The organism is Achromobacter animicus (assembly GCF_040775605.1).
GTDB lineage: Bacteria > Pseudomonadota > Gammaproteobacteria > Burkholderiales > Burkholderiaceae_B > Achromobacter > Achromobacter animicus.
In genome coordinates, this window is the sequence record NZ_JAYGJK010000001.1 from 5,055,346 (window position 1) to 5,080,386 (window position 25,041).

Annotated in this window: 23 protein-coding genes; 13 read left to right on the forward strand and 10 right to left on the reverse strand. The window is 66.6% G+C overall.

Annotated features, from left to right (window positions below; translation table 11 throughout):
- Positions 1-56: 56 nt before the first annotated feature.
- The 5 genes from catA to AB3147_RS23195 all read right to left on the reverse strand — a co-directional run bounded on the left by catA (position 57) and on the right by AB3147_RS23195 (position 6,345).
- Complete coding sequence (gene catA, locus AB3147_RS23175; RefSeq protein WP_175137599.1) at positions 57-992, reverse strand: catechol 1,2-dioxygenase; 936 nt, start codon at positions 990-992, stop codon at positions 57-59.
- A gap of 75 nt (positions 993-1,067) precedes the next feature.
- Positions 1,068-2,213, reverse strand: a complete 1,146-nt coding sequence (locus AB3147_RS23180) for a muconate/chloromuconate family cycloisomerase (RefSeq protein WP_367353078.1) — start codon at positions 2,211-2,213, stop codon at positions 1,068-1,070.
- 235 nt (positions 2,214-2,448) lie between these two features.
- Complete coding sequence (locus AB3147_RS23185) at positions 2,449-4,083, reverse strand: Na+/H+ antiporter (RefSeq protein WP_438861003.1); 1,635 nt, start codon at positions 4,081-4,083, stop codon at positions 2,449-2,451.
- Positions 4,084-4,157: 74 nt separating this feature from the next.
- Complete coding sequence (locus AB3147_RS23190; RefSeq protein WP_343737991.1) at positions 4,158-5,120, reverse strand: Bug family tripartite tricarboxylate transporter substrate binding protein; 963 nt, start codon at positions 5,118-5,120, stop codon at positions 4,158-4,160.
- Positions 5,121-5,202: 82 nt separating this feature from the next.
- On the reverse strand, positions 5,203-6,345 hold the full coding sequence (locus tag AB3147_RS23195; RefSeq protein WP_239214736.1) for an L-talarate/galactarate dehydratase: 1,143 nt from the start codon (positions 6,343-6,345) through the stop codon (positions 5,203-5,205).
- A gap of 50 nt (positions 6,346-6,395) precedes the next feature.
- Here AB3147_RS23195 and AB3147_RS23200 point away from each other — a divergent pair, with 50 nt between their 5' ends.
- The 9 genes from AB3147_RS23200 to AB3147_RS23240 all read left to right on the forward strand — a co-directional run bounded on the left by AB3147_RS23200 (position 6,396) and on the right by AB3147_RS23240 (position 16,224).
- Positions 6,396-6,557, forward strand: coding sequence for a hypothetical protein (locus AB3147_RS23200; RefSeq protein WP_367353079.1), 162 nt, complete (start codon positions 6,396-6,398; stop codon positions 6,555-6,557).
- The gene (locus AB3147_RS23205) at positions 6,554-7,555 is read left to right on the forward strand and encodes a LacI family DNA-binding transcriptional regulator (RefSeq protein ID WP_367353080.1); all 1,002 of its coding nucleotides are present in this window, start codon (positions 6,554-6,556) and stop codon (positions 7,553-7,555) included. Before AB3147_RS23200 ends, AB3147_RS23205 begins: the two co-directional genes overlap by 4 nt.
- 132 nt (positions 7,556-7,687) lie before the next feature.
- Entirely contained in the window at positions 7,688-8,602 is a 915-nt protein-coding gene (locus AB3147_RS23210; RefSeq protein ID WP_367353081.1) for a GAF domain-containing DNA-binding protein, read from the forward strand.
- 150 nt (positions 8,603-8,752) lie between these two features.
- Positions 8,753-9,898 (forward strand): D-alanyl-D-alanine-carboxypeptidase/endopeptidase AmpH, encoded by a 1,146-nt coding sequence (gene ampH, locus AB3147_RS23215; RefSeq protein WP_367353082.1) that lies wholly within the window; start codon positions 8,753-8,755, stop codon positions 9,896-9,898.
- Positions 9,895-11,067, forward strand: a complete 1,173-nt coding sequence (locus AB3147_RS23220) for a hypothetical protein (RefSeq protein ID WP_367353083.1) — start codon at positions 9,895-9,897, stop codon at positions 11,065-11,067. Before ampH ends, AB3147_RS23220 begins: the two co-directional genes overlap by 4 nt.
- A 7-nt stretch (positions 11,068-11,074) precedes the next feature.
- A complete protein-coding gene (locus AB3147_RS23225) occupies positions 11,075-12,652 on the forward strand; it encodes a serine hydrolase (RefSeq protein ID WP_367353084.1) in 1,578 nt (525 codons plus the stop codon).
- 76 nt (positions 12,653-12,728) lie between these two features.
- The gene (locus AB3147_RS23230) at positions 12,729-13,676 is read left to right on the forward strand and encodes a sensor domain-containing diguanylate cyclase (protein WP_367353085.1); all 948 of its coding nucleotides are present in this window, start codon (positions 12,729-12,731) and stop codon (positions 13,674-13,676) included.
- Positions 13,677-13,859: 183 nt separating this feature from the next.
- Positions 13,860-15,656, forward strand: a complete 1,797-nt coding sequence (locus tag AB3147_RS23235) for a methyl-accepting chemotaxis protein (protein ID WP_367353086.1) — start codon at positions 13,860-13,862, stop codon at positions 15,654-15,656.
- 181 nt (positions 15,657-15,837) lie between these two features.
- Positions 15,838-16,224, forward strand: a complete 387-nt coding sequence (locus AB3147_RS23240) for a VOC family protein (protein WP_218342974.1) — start codon at positions 15,838-15,840, stop codon at positions 16,222-16,224.
- 36 nt (positions 16,225-16,260) lie between these two features.
- Here AB3147_RS23240 and AB3147_RS23245 read toward each other — a convergent pair whose 3' ends face one another.
- The 4 genes from AB3147_RS23245 to AB3147_RS23260 all read right to left on the reverse strand — a co-directional run bounded on the left by AB3147_RS23245 (position 16,261) and on the right by AB3147_RS23260 (position 19,994).
- A complete protein-coding gene (locus AB3147_RS23245) occupies positions 16,261-17,901 on the reverse strand; it encodes a caspase family protein (RefSeq protein WP_367353087.1) in 1,641 nt (546 codons plus the stop codon).
- Between the two features lie 65 nt (positions 17,902-17,966).
- Complete coding sequence (locus AB3147_RS23250) at positions 17,967-18,695, reverse strand: anti-sigma factor family protein (RefSeq protein WP_367353088.1); 729 nt, start codon at positions 18,693-18,695, stop codon at positions 17,967-17,969.
- Positions 18,695-19,360, reverse strand: a complete 666-nt coding sequence (locus tag AB3147_RS23255) for an RNA polymerase sigma factor (RefSeq protein ID WP_191577826.1) — start codon at positions 19,358-19,360, stop codon at positions 18,695-18,697. The genes AB3147_RS23250 and AB3147_RS23255 overlap by 1 nt, the downstream gene beginning before the upstream one ends.
- Before the next feature lie 49 nt (positions 19,361-19,409).
- Positions 19,410-19,994, reverse strand: a complete 585-nt coding sequence (locus tag AB3147_RS23260; protein ID WP_367353089.1) for a hypothetical protein — start codon at positions 19,992-19,994, stop codon at positions 19,410-19,412.
- A gap of 229 nt (positions 19,995-20,223) precedes the next feature.
- Here AB3147_RS23260 and AB3147_RS23265 point away from each other — a divergent pair, with 229 nt between their 5' ends.
- From AB3147_RS23265 to AB3147_RS23280, 4 genes are all read left to right on the forward strand, one after another.
- Positions 20,224-20,682 (forward strand): hypothetical protein, encoded by a 459-nt coding sequence (locus tag AB3147_RS23265; RefSeq protein WP_175122654.1) that lies wholly within the window; start codon positions 20,224-20,226, stop codon positions 20,680-20,682.
- A 184-nt stretch (positions 20,683-20,866) separates the two neighbouring features.
- Entirely contained in the window at positions 20,867-21,739 is an 873-nt protein-coding gene (locus AB3147_RS23270) for a hypothetical protein (protein ID WP_367353090.1), read from the forward strand.
- Between the two features lie 2 nt (positions 21,740-21,741).
- Entirely contained in the window at positions 21,742-23,346 is a 1,605-nt protein-coding gene (locus AB3147_RS23275; RefSeq protein WP_367353091.1) for a hypothetical protein, read from the forward strand.
- Entirely contained in the window at positions 23,336-24,232 is an 897-nt protein-coding gene (locus AB3147_RS23280) for a glycerophosphodiester phosphodiesterase (protein ID WP_367353092.1), read from the forward strand. Before AB3147_RS23275 ends, AB3147_RS23280 begins: the two co-directional genes overlap by 11 nt.
- A gap of 2 nt (positions 24,233-24,234) precedes the next feature.
- Here the strand turns inward: AB3147_RS23280 and AB3147_RS23285 are convergent, their stop codons facing one another.
- Positions 24,235-25,023 (reverse strand): HpcH/HpaI aldolase family protein, encoded by a 789-nt coding sequence (locus AB3147_RS23285; RefSeq protein WP_367353093.1) that lies wholly within the window; start codon positions 25,021-25,023, stop codon positions 24,235-24,237.
- Between the last annotated feature and the right edge of the window lie 18 nt (positions 25,024-25,041).

Below are 25,041 nucleotides of genomic sequence, written 5' to 3' on the forward strand. Positions count from 1 at the left end.
CGGTATGGGTATGAGTGTCGGATGGCGGCATCGCGCGGTGGCGATGCCTGCCGGGTTCAGGCCTGGGCGGAAGCGCGCAGGCGATTGACGATCTGGTTGTCCTTGCCTTGCAGCAGGCCCGTCAGCACGACGTCGAATTCGATTTCCTTGTACGCGTCGGCTTTCAGGCCCAGTTCGGCGCCGCCTGTCTTGTCGGTCACCGGGGGGATCAGCGCTTCGCGGGTGGCGTAAGCGAAATCGTCCCAGATGAGGGGATCGCCCTCGATGTTGAATTGCGTCGTCAGCTTGCGGTGCTGGTCGGCGCTGACAAAAAGGTGCACGTGCGCCGGGCGGTTGCCGTGGCGGCCCAGCGCGTCCAGCAGTTGCTGAGTGGCGCCCTGCGGCGGACAGCCGTAGCCGACGGGCATCAGCGTGCGGAACTCATATTTGCCATCCGAGTCGGTACGGACCGCGCCGCGCAGGTTGAAGTCGGTCTGCGCGCCCGTCGGGTCGAAGTGCGAATAGAAACCCTTGGAGTTCGCGTGCCAGCACTCGACCACCGCATTGGCCAGCGGCGCGCCGTTGGTATCGCGCACGACGCCGCGGATCACCAGGGGACCGGCGTCCGCATCCGGATCCAGATCGATGCGGGCAACGCCGTCCTGCACGGGCGCGCCAGCGACATACAGCGGGCCTTCGATGGTGCGCGGCGTGCCGCCGTCCAGGCCGGCCAGCTTGTCCTCGTGGTCCATGCGCACGTCCAGGAATTTCTCCAGGCCCAGCCCGGCGGCCAGCAGCGCGGCCTCGCCGTCGCGGCCCAGCTGATTCAGGTAGTTGACGCCGGCCCACACCTCGTCGGGCGTGATGTCCAGGTCGTCGATGGCCTTGAAAAGATCGCTCAACAGGCGGTTCAGGATCTGCTTGAAGCGCGGGTTGCCCTCGCTGCCTGCAATGTTGGTCGCGGCCTTCAGCAGGTCTTGCACTTCCGGGGTGTTGAATACGTCGAGGCTCATGTCTGTCTCCAGGGTTTGTCTATTGGTATGGGTCGGGAAATGCGGCGTTGCATGCCGCCGCATCGCCAGGTTTTCTCAATGGCTTTTGTTCGTGACCTTGACCAGCCCGTCACGCGTGAAGCGCTTGACGCGGGCGTCGTCCAGCTCGATGCCGAGCCCCGGTCCGGCAGGCACGGTCAATTCGAAGTCGCTGTAGTCCAGCGGCTGCGCAAGGATTTCCTCGGTGATCAGCAAGGGGCCGAACAGCTCCGTGCCCCATTGCAGATGTGCAAAGCTGGCGAACAGGTGGGCCGACGCGACCGTGCTGACCGCAGCTTCCAGCATCGTGCCGCCGTAGAGTTCGATGCCCGCCGCGTCCGCAATCGCCGCCACGCGCTGCGCCGCAAAAAGGCCGCCGTTCTGCTCGATCTTGATGGCGAAGACATCCGCACCGTGCTGGCGCGCGATCTCGAACGCGGTGTCCGGGCCTTGCAATACCTCGTCGGCCATCAACGCCACCGGGAACCGGCGCATCAACCGCGCCAGCGCCGCGGCGCTGGCCACGGGCTGCTCCACCAGCTCGCAACCGGCGTCTGCCAACGCGGGAATCGCCCACGCCGCCTGCGTTTCACTCCACGCCATGTTCACGTCGACGCGCACCGCGCCGCGGTCGCCCACCGCGCGCTTGATGGCGGCCACGTGGGCGATATCGACCTTCGGATCACGGGCGCCGATTTTCAGCTTGAAGATGCGGTGGCGGCGCTCTTGCAGCATCTGCTCGGCCTCGGCAATGTCCCGATCCGTGTCGCCCGACGCCAGCGTCCACGCCACGGGCACGCGATCCCGGCGCCGGCCGCCCAGCAGTTCACTGACCGGCACGCCCAGGCGCTTGCCGTGCGCATCCAGCAGCGCGGTTTCCAGCGCGCTCTTGGCAAAGTGGTTCACCTTGACCAGCTTGCCCACGTGCGCCATCAGTGCCTGCACGCGGGTGGCGTCCTGGCCGATCATGGCGGGCGCAAAGTACGCGTCGATCGACAGCTTCATGGCCTCGGGGCTTTCCGGACCGTAAGCCATGCCGGCGATGGTGGTGCCCTCGCCAATGCCCACCACGCCGTCGCTGCAATACACCTTCACCAGCATCAGCGTCTGGCCATACATCGTGGCCACCGACAGCTTGTGCGGACGGATGGTGGGAAGGTCGACGAGACAGGTTTCGATGCGTTCGATGGTGGCTGCAGACATGGACGGCGTTGGATAAGGGATGGTCACGAGGCGTTTATAAAACCCGGCGACTTTTCGCGTCCAATACTTTGGGAATCCGAATTGATACCTTTAAAGCATAAATAATCTACGAATGCACTGGGGGGCTGCCCGGAATTCTCAATACTTCAAGGGTCTGACCGATCTGAAGCGGGTGGACATATCGTCACGCGGATCATGTGCGACCAATCCGTACCCCGTGGGCGCGCACACGTGGCTACCGCAGATGCGCTTCGTGCAGATCCAGCAGCCGCCCCTGCTCGCGCGCCAACGAATCCGAGATGCGGTGCGTGCGAGCCAGATGAAAAACCGCCTCGCGGGAAGCGGCAATGGCTTCCAGCCTCAGTTCGCGCTCGATGGCGATCTGCCTGCCCAGGCGTTCCGTATCGCCCACGTCCGCCGCCTCGCCGGACTGCCGCCGCAACGCGCCGCTCAGGTTCTCCGCCACCTCCAGATACAGCGCGGCGTTTTCCGGATTCTCCACGCCCCGGCGCCTTGCGCCGGCCGCAACGCTGTCGAGCGCCGCGCGCAGCATGGCGTCCTGCGCCAGCGATGCCTCGCGCTCGGTGCGGCTGTTCGGCGCAAAGTGCAATCCACGCATCAAGGGGGGCAAGGCCACGCTGGCCAGCAATAGCGAAAACACGATGACCATGGCCGCCAGCGACACCGCCAGATCGCGCGCCGGAAACGGCGCGCCGCTGTCCAGCGCAAAGGGAAGCGTCATCACCCCGGCCAGCGTCACCGCGCCGCGCACGCCGGCCACGGAGACGGCCAGGATCACGCGCGCGCCGACCTCGGGCGGCTCGGCGCCGCGGCGGCGGGCCGCCATCGCGCTCAGCTTCAGCGACACGGTCACCCACAGCAGCCGGCACAGCACCAGGCCCAGGCAGACGGCCAGTCCATAGACGGGCAACCACCATAGGGATTGGCCGCCTGCCTCTTTCGCGGCGCTTGCCAGGCCGGCGAAGATCGTGGGGAACTGCTCGCCCAGCAACACGAAGATCATGCCGTTCAGCGTGAACTGCACCGTGTTCCACACGGCCCTGCGCTCCATGCGAGTGGCCGCGAGTGCGCGGCCCGACAGTTCGGAATAGCTCATCATGACGCCGGCGGACACCGCGGCCAGGATGCCCGAGGCGTTGGCGTGCTCGGCCACGAAGTAGACGAAGAAAGGCGTCAGCAGGCTGAGCAGCACCTCGGACCCCGGCTCTTCGCCCACCCGGCGCGTGTAGATGGTCCGCAATTGCATGATCAGCCACGTCAGCCCGGCCCCGATCGACAGGCCGGCAATGGCAACCCAGAAGAACGACATTGTGGCCTGCGCCAGCGAGAACGTGCCGGTCGCCGCCGCCGCAACGGCAAAGCGAAACGCCACCAGGCCACTGGCGTCATTGAACAGCGCCTCGCCTTCCAGGATGGCCATCATGCGGCGCGGGATATGGACGCGCCGGGAAATCGCTTCGACCGCCACCGGGTCCGTCGGCGACACGATGGCCGCGATGGCGAACGCCACGGGCAACGGGACGTCGGGAATCATCCAGTGGATCAGGTATCCCACGCCGATCACCGTCAGGATCACCAGACCGAACGCGAGCTGGATGATGGAAGAGGATTCGCGCAGGACCGCCAGCTTCGATATGCGCCATCCGTCAAGGAAAAGCAGAGGCGGCAGGAACAACAGGAAGAAGATCTCGGGTTCGATCAGCACGCCACGCTGGAACACGGCCGCGATCACGAAACCCAGACCGATCTGCACGAAAGGTAGCGGGACGGCCAACGGCAACATCCGGACCAGCACGCCGCTGAACAGAACGGCGACCAGCATCGCCATGACTACGGTGAAAGTCCCCAATGCAAACCCCTGAACGTCGATCCGCGGGCGAATGCCCGCGGTGCGACGTTACCTTGGCTCCTGGGGGCGTGCAATCAATTCGCCGTGATCTTGCCCACTTCGATCACCTTCTTCCAGCGGGCAAATTCCTCGGCCTGGAACTTGGTGAATTCGGCCGGCGTGTTGCCGACGACTTCAAAGCCCAGCTCCAGCAGGCGCGGTTTGACCGACGGGTCGTTCAGCGCGTCGACAATGCCGGCGCGCAGCTTGTCGCGGACGTCGGCGGGCATGCCCTTGGGACCTGCGAACGCCTGCCACGACGTCACCGTCACGCCCTTCAGGCCCAGCTCTTCCATCGTGGGCACGTCGGGCAGCAGCGGCGATCGCTTCGCGCTCGTCACCGCGATGGCGCGCAGTTTACCGGACTGGATATGCGTGAGGCAGGTGTTGATGTTGCTGAAGCTGGCGTCGACCTGCCCGCCCAGCAGATCCACGATGGCCGGCGCGCCGCCCTTGTACGGCACGTGCGTGGCCTGCGTGCCGGTCTCCTGCCAGAACAGTTCGGCGGTCAGGTGATCCGAGGTGCCGTTGCCGGCCGACGCGAACGTCATGCGGCCCGGGTTGGACTTCAGGTAATCCAGCACGCCCTTCATGTCGCGAAGCTGCGAATTCGCGTTGACCACCAGCACGTTCGGCGCCTGCACGGCCACCGTGATGTATTCAAAATCCTTGAGCGCGTTGTAGCCCGGCTCCTTGACCAGATGCGGGCCGATCACGAAGGGACCCAGCGACGACACCAGCACCGTGTAGCCGTCGGGCGCGGCGCGCTTGGCCTGGCCCGCGCCCAGCGTGCCGCCCGCACCCGGCTTGTTCTCGATCACGAAGGTGCCGCCGAACTTGTCCTGCAGCTTGGGCGCAACCGTCCGGGCGATCAGGTCGGTTGAACCGCCCGGCGGAAACGGCACGAGCATCGTGACGGGTTTGGCGGGCCAGTTCTGCGCCTGGGCCGACGCCGAGACGGCCAGGCCAAGCGCTAGCGTGGTGAACCATTTTTTCATGCGAGTCTCCTCTGGGTTGGCGTCTGTCGCGCCGTTGGTCGTGCATGGCGTCCCGCCGCAAGACGGCGGGACCGGAAAGGGTTCAGGCCCGCTTGCCGACTTCGACCGTGTCGCGCGTCCACGCGCGCGCCTGATCGCTGAGCGAGATGCCCAGGCCTGGCCGGGTCGGCACCAGCATGCGGCCGTCGCGGATCTCGAGCCGCTCGTTGAACAGCGGTTCCAGCCAGTCGAAATGCTCGACCCACGGTTCGGTCGGATACGCGGCGGCCAGGTGCACGTGCAGTTCCATCGCGAAGTGCGGCGCCAGCATCGCGCCGGCCTGTTCCGCCTGCGACAGGATCTTCAGGAACGGCGTGATGCCGCCCACGCGCGGGGCGTCGGGCTGCACGTAATCGGCTGCGCGGTGGCGGATCAGCTCGCTGTGTTCGGCCGCGCTGGTCAGCATTTCACCGGTGGCGATCGGCGTGTCGAACTGCGCGGCAAGCGCGGCGTGGCCTTCATGGTCGTAGGCGTCCAGCGGTTCCTCGATCCACACCAGATTGAACTGTTCAAAGATGCGGCACATGCGCTGCGCGGTCGGGCGGTCCCACTGCTGATTGGCGTCTACCATCAGCGGCACATCATCGCCCAGATGCTTGCGCACGGCTTCGACGCGGCGTATGTCCAGTTGCCGGTCGGGCTGGCCGACCTTCAGCTTGATGCCGCCGATGCCGCGTTCGCGCGACGCGCTGGCGTTGACCAGCAGTTGTTCCAGCGGCGTGTGCAGGAACCCGCCCGACGTGTTGTAGCAAGCAACCGAATCGCGATAGGCGCCCAGCAGCTTGGCCAGCGGCAGGTTGGCGCGCCGAGCCTTCAGGTCGTACAGCGCCACGTCGAAGGCGGCGATGGCCTGGGTCGACAGGCCGCTGCGGCCCACGGACGCGCCGGCCCAGCACAGCTTGGTCCAGAGCCGGCCGATGTCGCTGGGGTCTTCGCCGATCAGGACGGGAGCGATTTCCTTGGCGTGGGCAAACTGCCCGGGACCGCCGGCGCGCTTGGAGTAGCTCAGGCCAATGCCCTCGTCGCCGTTTTCGGTCTGCACTTCGACAAACAGCATGGCGACTTCGGTCATGGGCTTTTGGCGGCCGGTCAGCACCTTGGCGTCGCTGATCGGGGTGGCCAGCGGCAGGTAGCACGACGAGATGCGCAACCAGGCGATACGGTCGGCGTTGGAAATGGCGGTCATGAGAATTCTCCGGGTGTCTGGAACGAGTCCTGCGAGGACGACAGTGGCGCATGGACAACGTTGTCATTTGCGGCCAAATAAAAAGCGCCGATGTGCGGAGCCTGGCTGGCGGCAGGATTAAAACGTTGCAGCTGACGTTCATGATAACGTTGTCCAAAATTCGCGGCAAGCCAGCGCGCGATCCGTACAAACCCGCACTTCCCGTTCCATGAAACCCAAATCCATCACCCTGCATGACGTCGCCCGCGCGGCCGGCGTGTCGCTCATCACCGCCTCGCGCGCGCTCGGCAATCCGGGCCGCGTGTCGGAGGCCACGATCGCGCGCGTGCAGCAGGCCGTCGCGGAGACGGGATACATCCCCAATTTGCTGGCGGGCGGCCTGAAGTCCCGGCGCAGCCGCACCGTGGCGGCGCTGGTGCCGATCATCTCGGTCCCGCAGTTCCTGCCCACCATCGAGGCCCTGACCGCGGAACTCGACCGCGAGGGCTACCAGCTCATCCTCGGGCAGATGGGCTATGACCGAGGCCGCGAGGAAGCGTTGCTCAACGCCATGGCGGGCCGGCGCGTCGACGGCGTGGTCGTTGCCGGCCTGTTGAGCGACATCCCCGCCGCGCACCGCCTGCGGGAGATCGGCATTCCGGTGGTCGAGACCTGGGACCTGACCGAACGCCCGCTCGACATGCTGGTCGGCTTTTCACATCGGCAGGTGGGCAGCGCCGTCGCCGAATTCTTCCTGTCCAAGGGATGGCGCAACGTGGGACTGGCCACCGGCGACGACCAGCGCGCTGCGGTGCGCCGCGCGGGCTTCCTGGAAACCTTGGGCCATGACGTGCCCACGGCGGTGGTTCCGGCGCCCAGCAACGTGGCGTCGGGCCGGCGCGCTGCGGCCGAACTGTTCGACAAATCGCCCGGCCTGCAGGCGATCTTCTGTAGCGCCGACGCGCTGGCCGAAGGCGTGCTGACCGAGGCGCGCGTGCGTGGCCTGCGCGTGCCGCAGGATCTGGCGGTCTGTGGCTTCGGCGGGGCCGACTTCGCCGCGCACCTGGCGCCGTCGCTGACCACCGTGCAGATCGACGGCGCGGACATCGGCGCCCAGGCCGCGCGCGTGCTGATGGCGCGATGCCGGGGCGAGACCCCGCCGGAGCCTGTCATTGACGTGGGATTCCGGATCGTCGAGCGCGAATCGACGGGCGCCTGTGCGGCAACTTAGCCAGACACCTAGCTGAACGCTGGCCGCCACGGGCGGTTGTCAGACCGCGCCGCCGGTAGGAAAATCCCGCCGAGCCGCGCGCGTCCGACAGCGCGCCCCCGAAGCGCCCTGCCGCCTCAGAAGGAACCGCCCGTGAAGGATGATGTTGGCCAATACCAGACTCACCCCGTCACCCTCCTCCAACCCAACCCGTCATCGGACTGGCTCTATCACTGCGCCATGAGCCTGCTCAAGCTGCCCGCGGACGATGCGATCTCGGAGCAGCTTGCCTACATGGGCGAAACCTCGGACATCGACCGCGCCTGGATGATCGAGTACCGCCCCGACATGCTGCGGCTGCGCAATACCCACGAATGGTGCCGCGGCCAGACCGAACCCTTTGTCGCCGAACTGCAGGACGTGCCGACCACGCTGATCGCCTGGCTGCACCGGTTCATGGTCAAAGGGCAGGCGGTCGCCATCCACGACGTCAACGACCTGCCCCGCACCGCGCGCGCCATCCAGGCCGAATTCCAGCGCCAGGGCAACAAGAGCGTGCTCAGCGTGCCGGTGTGCCTTGACGGCAAGCTGCAAGGCATCATCGGTTTCGACACCACCGTCCGGCATCGGCACTGGACCGCCGGCGAGGTCGGCGCGCTGTACCAATGCGCCAACGTGATCGGCCAGGCCAAGTACGGCAGCGGCCGCCCGCGGGCGCCGCTGGGCAATCCCGCCGCATCGGTCGTCTACCTGAGCATGCGCGGCGTGGTCCGGGGCGTTCAACCGGAAGCCATCGTCGGGGTGCGCTCCGCCGGCAACTACAGCGAGATCTGGCTGGACGACGGCGCGATGGTGCTGGACTCGCGCGCGCTCGGCGTCTGGTCGACCCTCCTGCCCGAGAAGACGTTCTTTCGCGTGCACCGCACAGCGATTGCAAACGCGTTGCATGTCATGGACGTGGACCGCAGAAGCGTTGACCGATGGCAGATCCGGATGCGCGCCGTGGACGACACGTGGCCGGTGTCGCGCTCGTACCGCAAGCCGCTGCGCGAACGCATGGGGATCTGAGCCGGGGCTGCCCGGGCCAAGCCGGCCAATATGCCATTCATCACGCCGGGATGTTGTTTCGTCCTGACGCTGGTGGCTACGCACCGGGATTTTGGGATCATCGCGGCATGCGCAGGGACACCCGTTCCTCGCCCCTTCAGTGAGAACCGCATGCTGACCTCCCGCCTTCTCCCGCGCATCCCCGTACTTGCCTTGAGCGCCGCCTGCGCGCTGGGCGCAGGCCACGCCCAGGCCGCCGACCTGGCCTTGCAGGATGCCGTGTCCATGGCCGGCATGCAGATGTATCTGAACGGCGGCGCGCCGGGCCTGATCATCGCGGCGGTCCGCGGCAATGACGTGGTGGTCCAGGGCTATGGCGAAACCGCGCCGGGCAGCGGCGTCGAACCCGACGGCAAATCGATCTTCCGGATCGCGTCGGTGTCCAAGGTGTTTGCGGGCGACGTGCTGGCGTCGCTGGCCGCCAAGGGCAAGCTCAAGCTGACCGATCCCCTCTCGAAGTACGCGCCCGACAATGCCAAGGTCGATGCCAACGGCCGCCCGATCACGCTGCTCGACCTGGCGACGCATTCCGCCGGCCTGCCGCGCGAACTGCCCGACCCGGACGCCAAGCCCTCCGACAATCCGTTCGCCGTCTTCGACCGCGCCTATTACTGGAAGTGGATGGGCAGCCACAAGCCCGCCTACGTGCCCGGCACCACCACGCTGTATTCCAACCTGGGCTATGGCCTGCTGGGCGACGCGCTGGCCAAGGCCGGCGGCGCGGACTATTCGACCGTGCTTGCCAACGAGGTCTTCAAGCCCGCCGGCATGACCGACGCCACCAACGTGCTGAACGACGCACAGAAAAAGCGCCTGATGACGGGCCTCGATCCCTTCGACAAGCCCGACCCCAATGCGGTGGCGCCCGACATCATGTATGCCAGCGCCGGCGTCTACGCCACGGCCGACGACATGGTGCGCTGGATGCGCTGGCATCTGGATGGCGCCAGACAGGCCCGCGAGAACGCCCTGCTGGCGCACACGATGTGGCTGCCCTACGACGGACTCAAATCCGTCGTGGGCACGGAGGTCACGGACGCCGACGGCATGGGGCTGGGCTGGGTGGTGACGCTGCCGCGCAACGGCTCGCCGTTCCTGCTGGGCAAGAGCGGCGGCATTGGCGGCTTCATGTCGTATGTGGTGCTGTCGCCCAACCGCGACCTGGGCGTGTTCGTCGTCGCCAGCCGCGTGAATTTCGGGATGTTCAACAACATCCATGCGCAGGTGCGCGAACTGGCGGCTGAGCTGGCGCGGTGAAGCGTCTGCATCGTGCGTTGCGCCAGACCGCGGCGGCGGCGCTGCTTGCCGTGGCCGCGCACGGCGCGTCGGCGCAAGAGGCAAGAGACATTTTCAAGACCGAGATCTTTCTCACGCCCTACAGCGACCTGGCCGACGGCGACGAATCGTATCCGCGCCTGAACGGCAGGTTCCTGCTGATGACCGGCTACACCGGCTTTTTTGGCGTGCACGACGACAACGGCCAGCTTCCGCGCTCGCACTGGAGCAGTGTGCAGCCCACCGCCGAGGCCGCGCTGGTGCTGCAACTGACGCGCGAGTTTTCGATCCGCACCAAGGCCACGTTCAACTCGTCCACCAACGACACCAAGGACAACGCGTTTTCCGACCTGGGCGTGAACCTGGACAACCTGTTCGCCGCCTACACCGCCGACAACTACGCGCTGTACGGCGGCAAGATGGACCTGGGCTTTGGCGACGCCTGGCACGTCGTGGACGGCCTGTATTCGGGCTTTAACGAGAACTCGGAATTCCGCGGCTCGATCGGCGTGGGCGGACGCTACACGCTGGATACGTCGGGCCGCGGCACGCATTCCGTGGCCGCCCTGCTGTTCAAGCGCGACAACACCGCCATGAACCGCAGGTTCAGCCTGGACGGCGGCCTGCTCGGCCCCGACGAGCCGCCGCTGTTCAGCGACCAGCTCAAGTCTTTCATCCTTTCGTACGACTTCCGCGACCTCCCCGGACTGGCGGGCATATCGGGCGGCGTGGACGCGGGCCGGCTGCACCTGGATCCGGACCAGGGCGAAAGCGCCAACACGGTATCGGCCCGGCTGAGCTACGACACGCCGCTGGATGATGGATGGCACCTGAACTGGTTCAACGAGGCTACCTATTCCAGCGCCTTTCGCGGCGCGCCGGTTTCCAACGGCAATGGCGTAACCTCGGTGTCGTTGTCTCGAGACCGCTGGCAGGTCACCGCGACGGCCGCCGTGCGCAAGCTGACCGGCGGCGGCCAGACGCTGGCCCGGCATGGCCTGCTGGACAGTACGGATTGGGGAGTATCGGGCGCAGTCACCTACGTCACGCCCGTGGGGTTGATCGTGCAGGCCGGGATCACGCATCAGCGCGACCAGGCCCTGCGCCTCAACCAGGGCGTCTTTCGCATCGCTTACCAAGCAGGATTCTGAGGCCAACATGCACAGCACAACCACGCGCATCACCGCAACGATCGTTCTTGCCCTGGGCGGCGTCACGTCAGCCTGGTCGCAACCCGTGCCGATTACCCCCGCCGACTACCCGCCGGCGGACGCCGTCACGATTCCGGCCGGCAGCCGCGAACGCGCCGTGCAGGACCTGCCCGGCATCATCAAGGACATCATGCAACGCAGCCAGGTGCCGGGCCTGGCCGTCGCGGTCGTCATCGACGGCAAGACCGTGCTGACGCAAGGCTTCGGCACACGCGAGGTCGGCAAGGACGCGCCGGTGGATGCCAATACCGTGTTCCAGATCGCGTCCATCTCCAAGTCGCTGTCGGCGACAGTGACCGCCATCGAGATCACGCAGCGCAAGGCCACGTGGGACGACCCCGTGTCGCGTCATCTTCCGGGCTTTGCGCTCAGCAACGCCTATGTGTCCGAGCACGCCACCATCGGCGATTTCTTTGCGCACCGCACCGGACTGCCGCCCACGGCCGGCGACGATCTGGAAGACCTGGGCTTTTCCCGCAACGAGGTCATCGCCCGCCTGCGCCTGTTGCCGCTCACCCCCTTCCGCACGTCGTATCACTACGCCAACTTCAGCACCACGATCGGCGCCGAGGCCGTGGCCCGCGCGGCGGGACGCCCGTGGGAGCAACTGGCCGACGAACAGCTCTTCAAGCCGCTGGGCATGGCATCGACCAGTTACCGCTACGCTGACTTCGAGTCGCACGGCAACCGCGCCTTGCTGCACGCCTACCAGAATGGCCGCTTCGTGCAGGTGGGCAAGCGCAACGCCGATGCGCAGGCGCCCGCGGGCGGCGTGTCTTCCACGGTGGTGGATCTGGCCCAGTGGCTGAAACTGCTGCTGGCGGATGGCCAACACCAGGGCAAGCCACTGGCCGCCCCCGGCGCGCTGCTGCCCGCCCTGTCGCCGCAGGCCTTCAGCGCCCCCGCGCCCGATCTGAATACGCGGTCCGGCTTCTATGGCTTTGGTTTCAACGTCAACACGGAAACCGGCGGACGCCCTGCCATGGGGCATTCCGGCGCCTTCCTCGTGGGCACGGGCACCACCTTCCGCATCGTGCCCTCCGCCGGCATCGGCATCGTCGTGCTGACCAATGGCGCGCCGGTCGGCGCGGCGGAAGCCGTGGTGGCCACGTTCACCGACACGGCGCTGTACGGCAAGTCCACACGCGACTGGTATGCGGCATACAACGGCGCCATGAAGAAGTTGTTCGAACCGCAGGCGGACCTGACCGGCAAGCCCGATCCCGCCAAGCCCGCGGCGCCCAAAGCGTTGTCGCAGTACACCGGCACGTTCGACAACCCGTACTACGGCACCGCGCGGATCGAAGAAGCGTACGGCGCGCTGACCCTGGTGCTGGGACCGAAGGACATGCGCTTTCCCGTGCGCCACTGGGACGGCGACACGTTCGCCTTTGCGCCGGCCGGCGAAGCCGAGATGCTGGCCTCGCGGGCGTCCATCGTCTTCAAGATGGCAAACGGGCAGGCACAAGGCTTTGACATCAAGTACTACAACGACAGCGGGCTGGGTCACTGGAACCGCAAGTAGCTGAATCCGGCAGATCCCCATCAGTCCCCGCTTCGGGCTACAGTGCTCGTTCCTCGGAATCCCGGAAGGATCAAGCATGGCCGACGACAGCACGCTTCTCAACGACAACGCGGTGTACAGGACTTTGCTGGAATCGACCAAGGCGATTCCCTGGAAGATCGACTGGGCCACGATGAAATTCGCCTACATCGGCCCCCAGATCGAAGCCCTCCTGGGCTGGCGCACCGATAGCTGGGTCACCGTCGAGGACTGGGCCATGCGCATGCATCCCGAGGATCGCGAGTACGTGGTGAATTTCTGCGTCTCGCAATCCCAGGCCGGCGTCGACCACGAAGCGGACTACCGCGCACTGACCAAGGACAACGGCTACGTGTGGATCCGCGACGTGGTGCACGTGGTGCGCACGGAAAGCGGCGAGCCCGAGGCCCTGATCGGCTTCATGTTCGACATCACCGAGCGCAAGAAGACCGAAGAAAAGCTGCTCAGCCTGCAGAAGGAACTTGAGGTGCTGTCTTTCAAGGACGGCCTGACTAATATCGCCAACCGGCGGCGCTTCGACAGCAGTTTCGAACTGGAATGGGAGCGCGCCCGCAGCGAAAACCAGCCCTTGTCGGTCTTGCTCTTTGACGTCGACTTCTTCAAGCAATACAACGACCTGTATGGCCACACCCAGGGCGACAAATGCCTGATCGAAATCGCCGAGACGCTGAGCCTGGCGCTGGATGGTCCGCGCGATCTGGTTGCGCGCTACGGCGGTGAAGAATTCGTTGTGCTGCTGCCCGAAGCCGATGCCGAGGTGGCCCGGAAAGTGGCTGAACGCTGCCAGCGCCAATTGCAGAAAAAAGCCATCGTGCACGCGCTGTCGCCGCATGGCAGACGCGTCACGGTCAGCGTCGGTGCGGGCACCGTGATTCCCGAAGGGCCCGTCACGCGCGCGGATTTCATCAAGGCCGTGGACCAGCAGTTGTATCTGGCCAAGGCCAACGGGCGCAACCGCATAGAGCACGTGCAGGTGGCCCCGTAGGGCCCGCTACGACGGCGGCCGGTTGAGCCGCCAATCCCCGAAAATCCCGCATATCGGAACTGCCGGCGGCGCAACCGCGTCGATCCGGCTTTTTCACCCGTAATTCCCCGTATTGCACCGCAACATGATGTGCTGTAGTGCCCGGGTGGAGGGCGCATTCCGCGCCCCCGTCGCGTGCCCATCATGTCCAAACTCAGAAATCTCTCTCTCCGGAGCAGCCTGACCGCATTGGTGCTGTTCTTCATCGTGATGCTGGTGGCCGTTGGCGCCATCGCCATGCAGCAGCTCTGGAGCATCAGCCAGAAGCAGCGCGCCATGTACACGGAAACCGTCATGCCGCTGCGCGTCGTCGTCGACGCCGCCCGCCAAGGCGCCACGCACTTCCGGCGCATGTACGTCTACATCTGGAACACCGATCCGCAAGGCCGCCAGAACGAACTTCGCCTGAACGAAGAATCCGAAAAATCCGTGTTGCAAGCGCGTGACCGTCTGCAGCAGGAGCAGGACCCTGCCCTGCGCGACCTCGGCGGCAAGCTGGCCGACACCTGGACCCGTTACAAGGCGGCCGTCAACGACGTGAAGGGCCTTGCCGACCGCAACGATCCGACCGCGATGACCGTCCTGCACAAGGACTCGGCCGCGCTGCATGTCGCCGCGCGCAACATCCTGATGGAAGCCGCCAAGCGCCAGGAAGAACTGGCCCGCCTCGACACCGAAGACGCCGCCGCCGCAGTCGAACGCACGTTCTGGACGCTGACCGCGCTGATCGTGCTGTGCGCGTTGATCGGCAGCATCCTGGGTCTGGGCCTGGTGCGCTCCGTCATGCGCCGTCTGGGCGGCGAGCCCGCCTACGCCGCGCAGATCGCCCAGGAAGTCGCCAAGGGCAATCTGGCCGTGCGCGTGCAACGCCGTGAAGGCGACCAGACCAGCGTGCTGGCCAACATGGACGCCATGCGCGCCAACCTGGCGCAACTGGTGAGCCAGGTGCGCCAGTCCAGCGAATCCATCGCAACGGGCGCCACGCAGATCTCGTCCGGCAATGCCGACCTCAGCCAGCGCACCGAAGAACAGGCCGCCAACGTCGAAGAGACCGCGGCCTCGATGGAAGAGATGAATGCCGCGGTGAAGCAGAACCTGGAATCCGTGCAAATGGCCGGCAGTTTGGCCGGCTCGGCCAGCGCAGCCGCCGCGCGCGGCGGCGAAGTGGTCGGCAACGTGGTCAGCACCATGGACGCCATCTCCGCCAGCTCGCGCAAGATCGTCGACATCATCGCCGTCATCGACTCCATTGCATTCCAGACCAACATCCTCGCGCTGAACGCCGCCGTTGAAGCGGCCCGCGCGGGCGAACAAGGCCGCGGCTTTGCCGTCGTGGCCAGCGAAGTGCGCGCACTGGCCCAACGCAGCGCCAGCGCCGCCAAGGAAATCAAGCAACTGATCAGCGACAGCGTCGGCAACGTTGAAGCCGGCTCGAACCTGGTCGGCGAAGCCGGCAGCACCATGAACGACATCGTGACGCAGGTGCGCCGCGTTGCCGACCTGATCGCCGAAATCGGCGCCGCTGCGCACGAGCAGGGACAAGGCATCTCGCAAGTGGGCGATGCCATCAACCAGCTCGACCAGACGACGCAGCAGAACGCCGCGCTGGTGGAAGAATCGGCCGCCGCTGCGCATAGCTTGAATTCGCAGGCGGCGACGCTGGTGAAGTTGGTCAGTGTGTTCCGTCTTGCCGAGGATGATGCGCCGCGTTTTGTAGCGCAGCCGCAGGTTGCTCAGGTGCGGGAGGTGCAGTCTGTAGTTAGCCAGCCTGCAAAGCCGCAGCGCGTCTTGGCCAAGCCGACATCTTCACGTGCGGCCGCTGGCAAGCCGGCGGACACTCGCCGCGCCGACGCCAAGCCCGCGCCGCAAGCGAAAGCGCCGCTGCGCGTGCCGGGCGACAACAAGCCCGCGCAGTCGAATGATGATTGGGAGAGTTTCTGATCGGTAGACGGAGAGACCGCGCAGGATCGGCGCAAGCCGCCTGCGCGTTCACAAGGCACCAGCGTGGATTCCCAATGCCAGAGCGCGTATCCCCACGTTGCAAATCGAAGCCATCCCGCCCCACCCCCTCACCTATGCTGACCTCTCCGGCCCACGCGGCCGCCTTTTCGAGGAGCAGCGTATGTTGGACCACATCGAGATTCACGTCAGCGACTTCGCGCGCAGCCGGGCTTTCTACCTGAGCGCGCTCGCGGCGGTGGGGTATGTGCCGCGCAAGGCGCTCCCGACGGGCATGGGCTTTGGCGTTGGCGAGGCCGACGACGCGGGCGACCCGGGCGGCGAGTTCTGGATTCATGAGGGCACGCCCAGCACGCCGCGCGTGCATGTGGCGTTTCGCGCGCGCAGCCGTGACGAGGTCGACGCCTTTCATCGCGCGGCGCTGGCGGCCGGCGGGCGCGACAACGGCCCGCCGGGGTTACGCCCGAAATATCATCCGAACTACTACGGCGCCTTCATCCTGGACCCCGACGGCTACAACGTCGAGGCGGTGTATCACCGCCCTGCCTGACGCGCCTGCGACGTCATACGCGCGCCGCCACCGGGTTCAGGGCTGGCCGGGCGGGCGCACACCCAGCGCGCGCATCCACGGGTTGTCCGGCAGGCCCTGAATGGGCGCCATGCCGGGCATCGGAAAACCGACCGGATTAAGGGCGGCGTCCTGCAGCACCTTGGCCCACTCGCGCGGGTCGATCGGTTCGCCCATGCGCGCGCGCACGTCCAGCAGGTCCATCGCCGCGCGCCGATGTCCCGCCTCGGCCGCATCGCGAAACAGGCGTTCGGCCACGGCGTAGTTCTTGGGTACGCCCCGGCCCATGCCGGTCAGCTCGCCCAGATACGTCTGCGCGGGCGCGAAGCCTTGATCCGCGGCGCGTTGATACCAGCGGGCGGCGACGGGGTAGTTCTGTTGCACGTGCTCGCCGTTCTCGGCGATTAGCCCCAAGGTGGTCATGGCGACCACGTCGCCCGCCTTGGCGCGCGCCTGCAACGACGCCAGCCGGGGCTCGTCCACATACTGCGCGCCGCGTTCGATTTCGTATTCCCAGGCGCTCATGCGCGCCTTGATCAGATCGCGGCCCAGCGTGGGGGACGGGCCTCGGCCCTGCGCCGTCTGACCGCCGGACGCCCCCGGCGTCGCGGGCGTCTGTCCGTCCGCCAGCGTGGTGAACGTGACGGTGCCGACCAGGCTGCTGGCGTAGTGCGGAATCTGCCGGTAGGCGGTGGCCACCTGCACGTCGGCGGTCAATTGCTTGAAGAAGGTCTCCACCGGCGCGGAACCGGGCAGCGTGCGCAGTCCTTGCGCGAAGTAGTACGCGTAGGGGCTGTGGCGGGGGCCGTCGTTGCCAAAGCCGTCTTCGGCCGTGGCGCCGGGCTGTGTGGAAAAGGCGATAAGTTCACCGCCCGCGGGAACGGCATGCACCAGTCCCGCGCCAGGCGTGCCCCGCGTCAGATTGGTCCGGCAGGCGTCCAGCACCATCAGGCGCGCGCGGACGTTGGCACGCCGCAGCGCTTGCGACACGCGCTTGAGGCTCAACGAGCTTTGCTGGGCCGTGCGGATGCGCACTTCACCCAGCGGCAAAGGCAGGTCCACACCGAACAGATAGTTCACGTCGTCCACCGCAACAGCATGTCCGGCGAAGTACATCAGCGCCAGATCTCCGCCCGTGGCCCGAAGGGCGAAATCGTCGACGGCGGCTTCCATCTGCGCCGTGGTCAGGTCCGTGAGCAGGGTCACATCGACCTGGCGCTGGCGCAGTGAGTCCGCGATGAGGCGGGCGTCGTTGACCGGGTTGACCAGCGCGTTCGCGGGAACGGCGTAGCGCGCGTTGCCGATCACCAGCGCGTAGCGGCGCTTGGCGGGCGTGGCTTGGGGGTCGGCTTGAAGGTCAGCTTGCGCCTTGGCATCCGATGCGGCCGTGGAATCCGTCGCAGCTGCGGAAGGCCCGTCGTCCGGCGCTGGCGCAGGCGTGGTCGGCTGGGGTGCAGGCGCGCCCGAGCGGACCGGCTCCTCGTCCATCATGTTCCGGTTGTTCAGCCCCCGCGCATTCGCACCCGCCGCGAGCACGGCGCCAGCGTGCCCGCCGCAGAGCCCCGCGCCGACCAGCGCGGCCAGCAGGCGCCGCCGCATCAGGGGTTGCGGCCGCGCGTCCGGCATGCTGGCAAGGGCAGGTTCTTTGTTGGGCTTCATAGAGAATTCGGGGCCTGACTTTTGTTCGGGAGGGACTGGACGTTTTCTCGGGCTTGCGCCGGGCCTCACGGTTTGGGGCACGCGCCCGCTGGCGCCGCCGTGACTGACAGCGCGCCCAGCGCCGTCGCGGCATCGCGCAGCGACGACTCACGCGCAGCGGCCAGGACGTATCGCCCGTCCGCATCAGGCCCGTCGACGATGGACACCGCGTACTGGGATAAGGTATTGCGCAACTGCCGCGCCGTCAGGGCGTCGGGAAGATCGACCACCAACCGCGGGCAAGATGCACCGCCGCGCGTCAGGACGTCGTCGGACATAACGACCGCGGGATTTTGCACCGGCGCCTGCTGCATCACCACGACGGACAGCATGATCGCGAGCGCCCAGCCCAGCGGCATCAACGGGCTGGCGGGCGTAGGCCACAGCCATTGCCACAAGCGCCGCACGCGCGATACCGGCGCGTGCGAAGACACCGGCGCGCGCGCAGACGCAGGCTCAGACGCTGACGCACGCGCAGATTTGGCAGACGCAGGCTCAGATGCGGACGCAGATTCGGCAGACGCCGGCGCAGGCGCAGCCTCCACGCCCTGCCCCAGCGCACGCAAGAAAGCCGCATCGCGCTCCCCCTGCCCAATCTCGTTATGCGCAAGCTGGCGCGCCTCGGCGAGACTTCGCCACGCCTCCAGTTCCTCCCGCAATGCGGGATCGCGCGCGAGATCGGCTTCGAAGGCCCGGCGGGCATCGGCGTCCAGCTCGCCGGACAAATACGACAGCACTCGGTCTTCAGCCATCATCAGTCCATCCCCTTGCGGGTGCATTCCGTCACCAGCTTGCGCGCGGCGTGCAGGCGGCTCTTCACGGTGGGCACGTGCAGGTCCTGCTGCCGGGCGATCTGTTCCATCGGCATGTCGTCCAGGTACAGGAACATGGTGGTTTTCAGCGTGTCGCTGAGTTTGTTCAGGCAGTCGCGCATGCGCTTGACGACCGACAGGTGCTCGTACGCCTGCGCGGGGTCGGCAAAGGGCGAGGCATCCGCCACATCCCGCGCGTCGTCAAACGCCGTGTCGTCCCGATCGCCGCCGTCGTCGGGACCCGCCCACTGCACCTCGTGCCGCGTGCGGCGGTGATACTGGATCAGCTCGTGCAGCGATCCGCGGTACAGATAGCCGCCCAGCTTGCTGACGGCCAGTTCATGCGCCGTCCATCCGCCCTCGGGCTGGCCGTGCAGCAGGACCTCGTCCTTGAAACTGCGCGTCTGCAGAAACTTCATGAGCGCGTTGTTGAACGCGTCCACAACGCCTTCGGGCGGCGTGTTGAAGAACTTTCTGCGCAGTTTCAGCGTGATGTGCTGCTCGGCTTTGTTCCGGAACGCCAGCGCGTAGCGCGGGTCGGCATGCATGATGCGCAACAGCGCGTCGACGTTGTCGATGACGTAGCGCTTGGATTCGAGCGTGTTCATGGTTCAGGTTCTTGGGGCTGCGGCACCTTAGCTGCGCAGGTGCGGAAAATCAAGCGCGGCGGCGCAGCGCGGCGACCCCGCGGACAGTGAAGGCCAGCGCGATGGCGACAGACAGATAGAAGCCGAACCCGAACGACAGGCCGCTCCACAGGTTGGACGCCATGTCGCCCGCCAGGCTGCGGCCGGCGCGCGAACTGCCCATGAAACCCGACAACTGGCGCGTCGCATTCATGAACTCCTGCACCTGCGAGACCACGCCCGCCAACGCGATGATCCACAACGCCAGCGGCGCAAAGTAGCCCAGGCGCGCCGCGCGATGGTCCAGCAGCGAAGGCAGCAGCGGACCCACAACGGCCAGCAGCCACAACACCGCATAGATGCCGGCGCCGGCCCCCTGCCCGGCCATCGCGCCCTGCACGTTGCCGCCGTTCTGCAAGCGCAAGAGGTCGTAGAAGCTCAGGCTGGCGCTCGATCCCATCAGGCGCACGGAGACCACGGCAAAGAGCGTGGTGCCCAGCAGAAACAGCAACGCGCCCGCCGCGTCGCCCCGGTTGACGCGCTGAACCGCAATGGCCGCCCACCGGGCGGCGTGGGTTTTTGCCTGCATCAATACGTCTTGTGCTTTGTCCTGCATGGTGTTTCCTTTTTTGCGTGAGGCGGATGCCGGTATGGATGCCGGTACTGATCGCTACGCGCAGCGGCGCAAAAGGTTCGATTTTTTTTCGCCCTTTTTTCGGCCAATTGATTTGCCGGGTTCGGTTTATCCTTCGACGCTAAATTTTTCGAACCTTTTTCAAGACGGCGCGTAGCAAGGGTCATGGGCTCGTCTTTTTTCCCACTTACCACCAACGGAGCGTTGAATCATGTCCACCCCCACCCCGCTGTCCACCCTGTACCAGACCGTGGTGCAAGAAGAACTGGGCCTAGTCGCCAGCTTTGACGAGCAAGGCGATGTGGTCTTCAAGCATCCCGACATGGGCATCATGTATTTCAGCCTGAGCGATTCGGACCCGGAATTCCTGCGCCTCGTCTACCCCGCCTTCGTGCAGGCAGATGAACTGAACCTGACGCGCGGCCAGTTCCTTGAAGTCATCAACGTCGTGAACAACCGCTGCAAGGCCATCAAGCTGACGCTGCCGCAAGAGGACGCCGATCGCCCGGCGCGCGTGTCGGCCTCGGTGGAAAGCTTCGTGGCCGCGCCCGACACGCTGCCCGACATCGCTCTGCTGCGCGCCACCGTGGCCCGCACCGTGTCCGCCATCCGCAATGGCGTGCACGAACTGGTGAAACTGTCGATGGAACTGAAGCAGGCCGCCAACTGACGCGCCAAACCCGCGCCTGGTTTGCGACGACGCACGGCGCGACGCGCCCGGCGCAATTGAAACAAGTCTGGTCCTGCGTTGTAACTTTGCGATACATTGCAGGGCTTTGACGAAAAAGGCGCCCGTGTGGCGCCCGGTTTTCCGCCTTCCCATGATGTCATTGCGCCTGCACGTATCCCGTTCGTTGATCCTTCGCCTTGCGGCCAGCTTCCTCTTGCTGGCGGGCCTGTCCGCCTGCGCCGTCAAGACCAATTCGCGGGGCAACTACGTGTTCGGCGTGGACACCGCCGCCCTGTTCGGCACCGAGATCGGCCAGTTCCCGTTGCAGGACGGCGGACTGGGCACCTTGCGCCGTGAAGGCAAGAACTTCTCGGTGAAGCTATCAGGCAACCAGCGCGTGGTGCCCCTGAACAATGTTGAGTCCGCACGCATCGCCCGGACCGAAAACATTGGCCCGCGCACCGTGGTCGTCATCGAGACCCAGCGCCGCAACTGCGATTACCGCTATACCGTGCTGGCCATCGAGGGGTCCGACGTGTTGTCGTGGGACGTGGGCAATTGCCGTGACCGGCCCGTCGTGCTGGTCCAGGACGACCGCAGCGCGCTGACGTTCGACTTTCCCAAGGGCTCGGCGATCGAGCGCTTTGTCTACACGCAGGATGGCCGGATGCGCCGCGGCAACGTGAAGAGTGTCGCGGGCTTGAATCCGCGCGCCAAGCCGTTTGCCGACGAGTCGCTGTATCCGCCCGGGTACATGGATTCGATCCGGCTGCATGGCGTCTATCCGCCGCCCGCCGCGCCGGCCGCGCGATCGGGCAAGACGGCCAAGCCGGCCAGCGGCGGCCGCCGTTCGCCACCCAATGTCCCCGCCGCGGTGCAGACGCAGACGGCCGGCAGCGACGCATCCGCGGGCCGCGTGGTGCCGCCGCCCCCGCAGCGCGTGTCCATGGGCGACGCGCCCGCAACACCCCGCGCGGGCGCGGCATCGCGCACACCCGCCAAGCTGGACCTGCCCGAAGAGGAAATCACCTCGACCCGTCTGGACCTGAGGGATTGATCGTGCGCCAGGCCCAGATTCGCCAGATTTTGTTCCTGATCGTCCTGACGGTCATCTACCTCAGTTTTGAACTCGGCTTCAACGCCCGGTTGCTCGATGTGGTGGGCAGCCGCGCCACGCCGCACGATATCGAGGAACTGGAGTTCTTCGGCCGCACCCTGTCCGGCATCGCCGCCGCGCTGGTGGTGTTGCAGCTGATGCTGACCCGGCGGCTTGCCACCGGCGGCCGGCCGTCTTACCTGAAGATTGCCGTGGCCTGCGCCGTGACCGCGCTGCTGGTCTTCAGCGCCATCAAGATGATGGTGAACGTGCTGGTCGACTCGCGCGACGGCGAGTTCCGCCGCATTGCCACCAACGCCGGGCTGCTGCAACGCTCGCTGGTGCAGGGCGACCTGCATCTGGACGGGCTGGTGGACGACGGCATCTACGCGCGGCCCGAGGGCAAGGCGTTCCTGGCGGTGTTCCAGGTGCTGCTGACCAACATCGACAATCTGGATGAAAAGGTCGAACCCAAGAAGCGCCAGGTCATCCGCACCGACCTGCAGCGCCAGATGAAGACCTTCACCTTCGATGACCGCGAAGTCCGCATGACGTCCCCGGGCATCCGCGGGTATCACCAGGTCTACACCAGCGTGATGCAGTCCGTCGCCGAACGCTGGAAGAAATACGCCGGCGTGCCGGTGGCGTCGGATATCGGCCTGGCGCGCGAACAGGATCGCGCGTGGGGCGACTATCGCCGCAACCTGTCGCGCCGCGGCTGGACGCCCGACAGCGTGCCCGCGCGCTATCAAGGCCGTGTCGTGCAGGACGTGCGCAAGCGCATCCCCGTGCCCGCCGGCTGGCAGCCGCACGACCGCGCCACGTTCAATGAAGCGGTCGCCCAGCAATACTGGAAGACCATGCGCAGCCGCACGGTACATGTCGAGGGCGATGCGATTCCGCCCGGTCTGTCGTACGAAGACTTCGTGGCGCGCCCCGGCGTGCAGAAGCTGCTGCGCCAGACCTTGATGGTGCCGGCCACCATGAACGTCGCGCCCAATTACACCGACGCCGCCAGCTTCAAGCGGCTGTACGACGGCATGCTGGACCGGGCCGTGGACGAAGCCATGCCGCGCTTTTCCGCCAGCAGCGCGGACTTTGCGCGCGGCGGCCAGCATCAACAGTTGGGCGTAGACGCCGCGCGCGCGGCCATCGTGCCGCCGGTTGCGCTGCTGTTCTCGCTGCTGGGTGCGGTGGGCCACTTCGGCAAGCTGCTTTACCTGATCGTCAAACTCGTCGTCTGGCTGCGCACGCCCGCCGGCCAGCAGCCGGGGCGCACCGCCACGCGCGCAGCGGGTCTGGCGCTGGTGCTGACGCTGGCCTGCGTCTGGACGGCGTTCTCGTTCATGCAGAACGGCGTGACGCAAAGTGAACTCTTCCAGCAGATGTCGCGCGTGGAAGGCGGGCGCGATGACGAGTCGATCGGTCAGGCGCTGCGGCGCCGCGTGCTGGCCAACGTGGCGCACGTGATCGTCGTGGGCCAGGCCTACACCTATCCTTTCAACGAAGCCGTGCGCACGACGGTGCTGGGCGGCTTCCGGTTCGGATACCACGGCGATGCGGGCTAGCCGTCTGATAGCCGCGCTGCTGGCCGCCGCCCTGCCCTGGTCCGGCGTCAGCGCCGCGTGCCTGGGCATGCAGGTGCATGCGCATCGCGGCGCGCCCGCGCTGCCCGAGAACTCGTTGGCCTCGATTCGCGCGGCTTATGCCGGCGCATGGGATGGCGTCGAAATCGACATGCAGCGCCTGAAGGACGGCGTCTGGGTGCTGCACCACGACCTGCTGACCGGCAGGACAGTAAGCGGCGTCGGACGCCGCGCCGTGCTGCAACTGTCCAGCGACCAATGGCGCGACGCCAAGTTGACGGGTGCCGGCGGCGGAGCGCCCCCGCCTTTCCTGACTGATGCGCTGCGCGTCGCCGCCGCGCAGCCCGCCAAGACCTTCAATGCGGAACTGAAGGTCGTCTACCGCGACTGCGCTCCGGTATCCAAGCTGGTCGCCGGCATGAAGACCGCGCTGCCGCACGGCAACTGGATGATCACGTCCGCCTTCCCCGAGGCGCTGCGCTGCGTGCGCGGCACTGACCGGCAGGGCTATCTGGGCCTGATCGTTTTCGACCCGCGCCACGCGGATTCCCTGGGCGCAAGCCCGCTCGGCAAGTATGTGTCGCAGCGCGCCACCGCGCCCAAGCTGACGCGCCAGTGGCTGGCCAATCTGGCAGCCACCGTCGGCGCGCCCGTGGGCGTGCATGTGGATGCCCTGACGCTGTCCGCCAACCCGCAACTGCTGCACGACGCCGCCGCGCAATCCGTGCGCGTCTTCGTGTACGCGGTGGGCGGCGATGCGGCGCTGGCGCAGCAATTGCGCGCCACGAAGCAACGCGAAGGCTATCTGCCGTCCGGCGTCATCATCGACGGCGATGCGCAGGCGTTCTGCCGGGCGGTGGGCGGATAGCGTCAATAGGCGGGCAGCTTCGCCTCGCGTCCGGCCGAGGCCGCCTGCGCCAGCGCGCGGGTGATGATGCTGGTCGACACGTTGGCAAAATAGCGCGCGCCCATGGCGCCGTACATCTCCTCGTCCTGCGGCGTCAGCGCGATGATGCCGGAACACTTGCCTGCCCCGGCGATCGCGCGCAGCCCGGCCGCGATGGCGCGTTGCACGGGTTCGGCATTCCAGTCGCTGCCGTGACCCATCGCATGCGCCAGATCATTGGGTCCGATGAACACCGCATCCACGCCGTCCACCGCCGCGATTTCGCCCGCCGCCGCAATGGCCTCGGGCGTTTCGATCATGGCGATGAAGCCGATGCCGTCATTGCTGCGCTGCGTGTGCCCGGCGCCGCCGAAGGCCCCGTAACCGGCCGCGCGCGTGCTGAAGGCGCTGCCGCGGCGGCCCACTGGCGGATAGTGGATCATGCCGGCGAGACGCCGTGCCTGCTCGGCGCTTTCCACCATGGGCACCTGCACGGCACTTGCGCCCATGTCCAGGATGCGCGGCAAGTCCTGCTCGAAGCAGCGCACGATCGGCACGATGCCCGTCGCCCGTGCGGCGCGCAGCATGTGCTCGGTCATGCCGAGATCGGCACTGCCGTGCTCGTTGTCGAGGATGATGAAATCAAAGCCGGCGTACGCGCACATCTCGACGATGGCCGGGCTGGGCAATCCGTTGAACAGGCCGCGCAGCGGCTTGCCACTGCGCAGCATGTCCGGCAGGCGGCCGTCCAGCGGGAAGCGGGGATCGGTCATGCAAGTCTCCTGTGTCGG

Bases quoted from the DNA above. Each gene is read 5' to 3' on its own strand.
- catA (WP_175137599.1), bottom strand. From the start codon at position 992: ATGAGCCTCGACGTATTCAACACCCCGGAAGTGCAAGACCTGCTGAAG.
- AB3147_RS23180 (WP_367353078.1), bottom strand. From the start codon at position 2,213: ATGTCTGCAGCCACCATCGAACGCATCGAAACCTGTCTCGTCGACCTT.
- AB3147_RS23190 (WP_343737991.1), bottom strand. From the start codon at position 5,120: ATGAAAAAATGGTTCACCACGCTAGCGCTTGGCCTGGCCGTCTCGGCG.
- AB3147_RS23195 (WP_239214736.1), bottom strand. From the start codon at position 6,345: ATGACCGCCATTTCCAACGCCGACCGTATCGCCTGGTTGCGCATCTCG.
- AB3147_RS23200 (WP_367353079.1), top strand. From the start codon at position 6,396: ATGGACAACGTTGTCATTTGCGGCCAAATAAAAAGCGCCGATGTGCGG.
- AB3147_RS23205 (WP_367353080.1), top strand. From the start codon at position 6,554: ATGAAACCCAAATCCATCACCCTGCATGACGTCGCCCGCGCGGCCGGC.
- ampH (WP_367353082.1), top strand. From the start codon at position 8,753: ATGCTGACCTCCCGCCTTCTCCCGCGCATCCCCGTACTTGCCTTGAGC.
- AB3147_RS23225 (WP_367353084.1), top strand. From the start codon at position 11,075: ATGCACAGCACAACCACGCGCATCACCGCAACGATCGTTCTTGCCCTG.
- AB3147_RS23230 (WP_367353085.1), top strand. From the start codon at position 12,729: ATGGCCGACGACAGCACGCTTCTCAACGACAACGCGGTGTACAGGACT.
- AB3147_RS23235 (WP_367353086.1), top strand. From the start codon at position 13,860: ATGTCCAAACTCAGAAATCTCTCTCTCCGGAGCAGCCTGACCGCATTG.
- AB3147_RS23240 (WP_218342974.1), top strand. From the start codon at position 15,838: ATGTTGGACCACATCGAGATTCACGTCAGCGACTTCGCGCGCAGCCGG.
- AB3147_RS23245 (WP_367353087.1), bottom strand. From the start codon at position 17,901: ATGAAGCCCAACAAAGAACCTGCCCTTGCCAGCATGCCGGACGCGCGG.
- AB3147_RS23250 (WP_367353088.1), bottom strand. From the start codon at position 18,695: ATGATGGCTGAAGACCGAGTGCTGTCGTATTTGTCCGGCGAGCTGGAC.
- AB3147_RS23255 (WP_191577826.1), bottom strand. From the start codon at position 19,360: ATGAACACGCTCGAATCCAAGCGCTACGTCATCGACAACGTCGACGCG.
- AB3147_RS23260 (WP_367353089.1), bottom strand. From the start codon at position 19,994: ATGCAGGACAAAGCACAAGACGTATTGATGCAGGCAAAAACCCACGCC.
- AB3147_RS23265 (WP_175122654.1), top strand. From the start codon at position 20,224: ATGTCCACCCCCACCCCGCTGTCCACCCTGTACCAGACCGTGGTGCAA.
- AB3147_RS23280 (WP_367353092.1), top strand. From the start codon at position 23,336: ATGCGGGCTAGCCGTCTGATAGCCGCGCTGCTGGCCGCCGCCCTGCCC.
- AB3147_RS23285 (WP_367353093.1), bottom strand. From the start codon at position 25,023: ATGACCGATCCCCGCTTCCCGCTGGACGGCCGCCTGCCGGACATGCTG.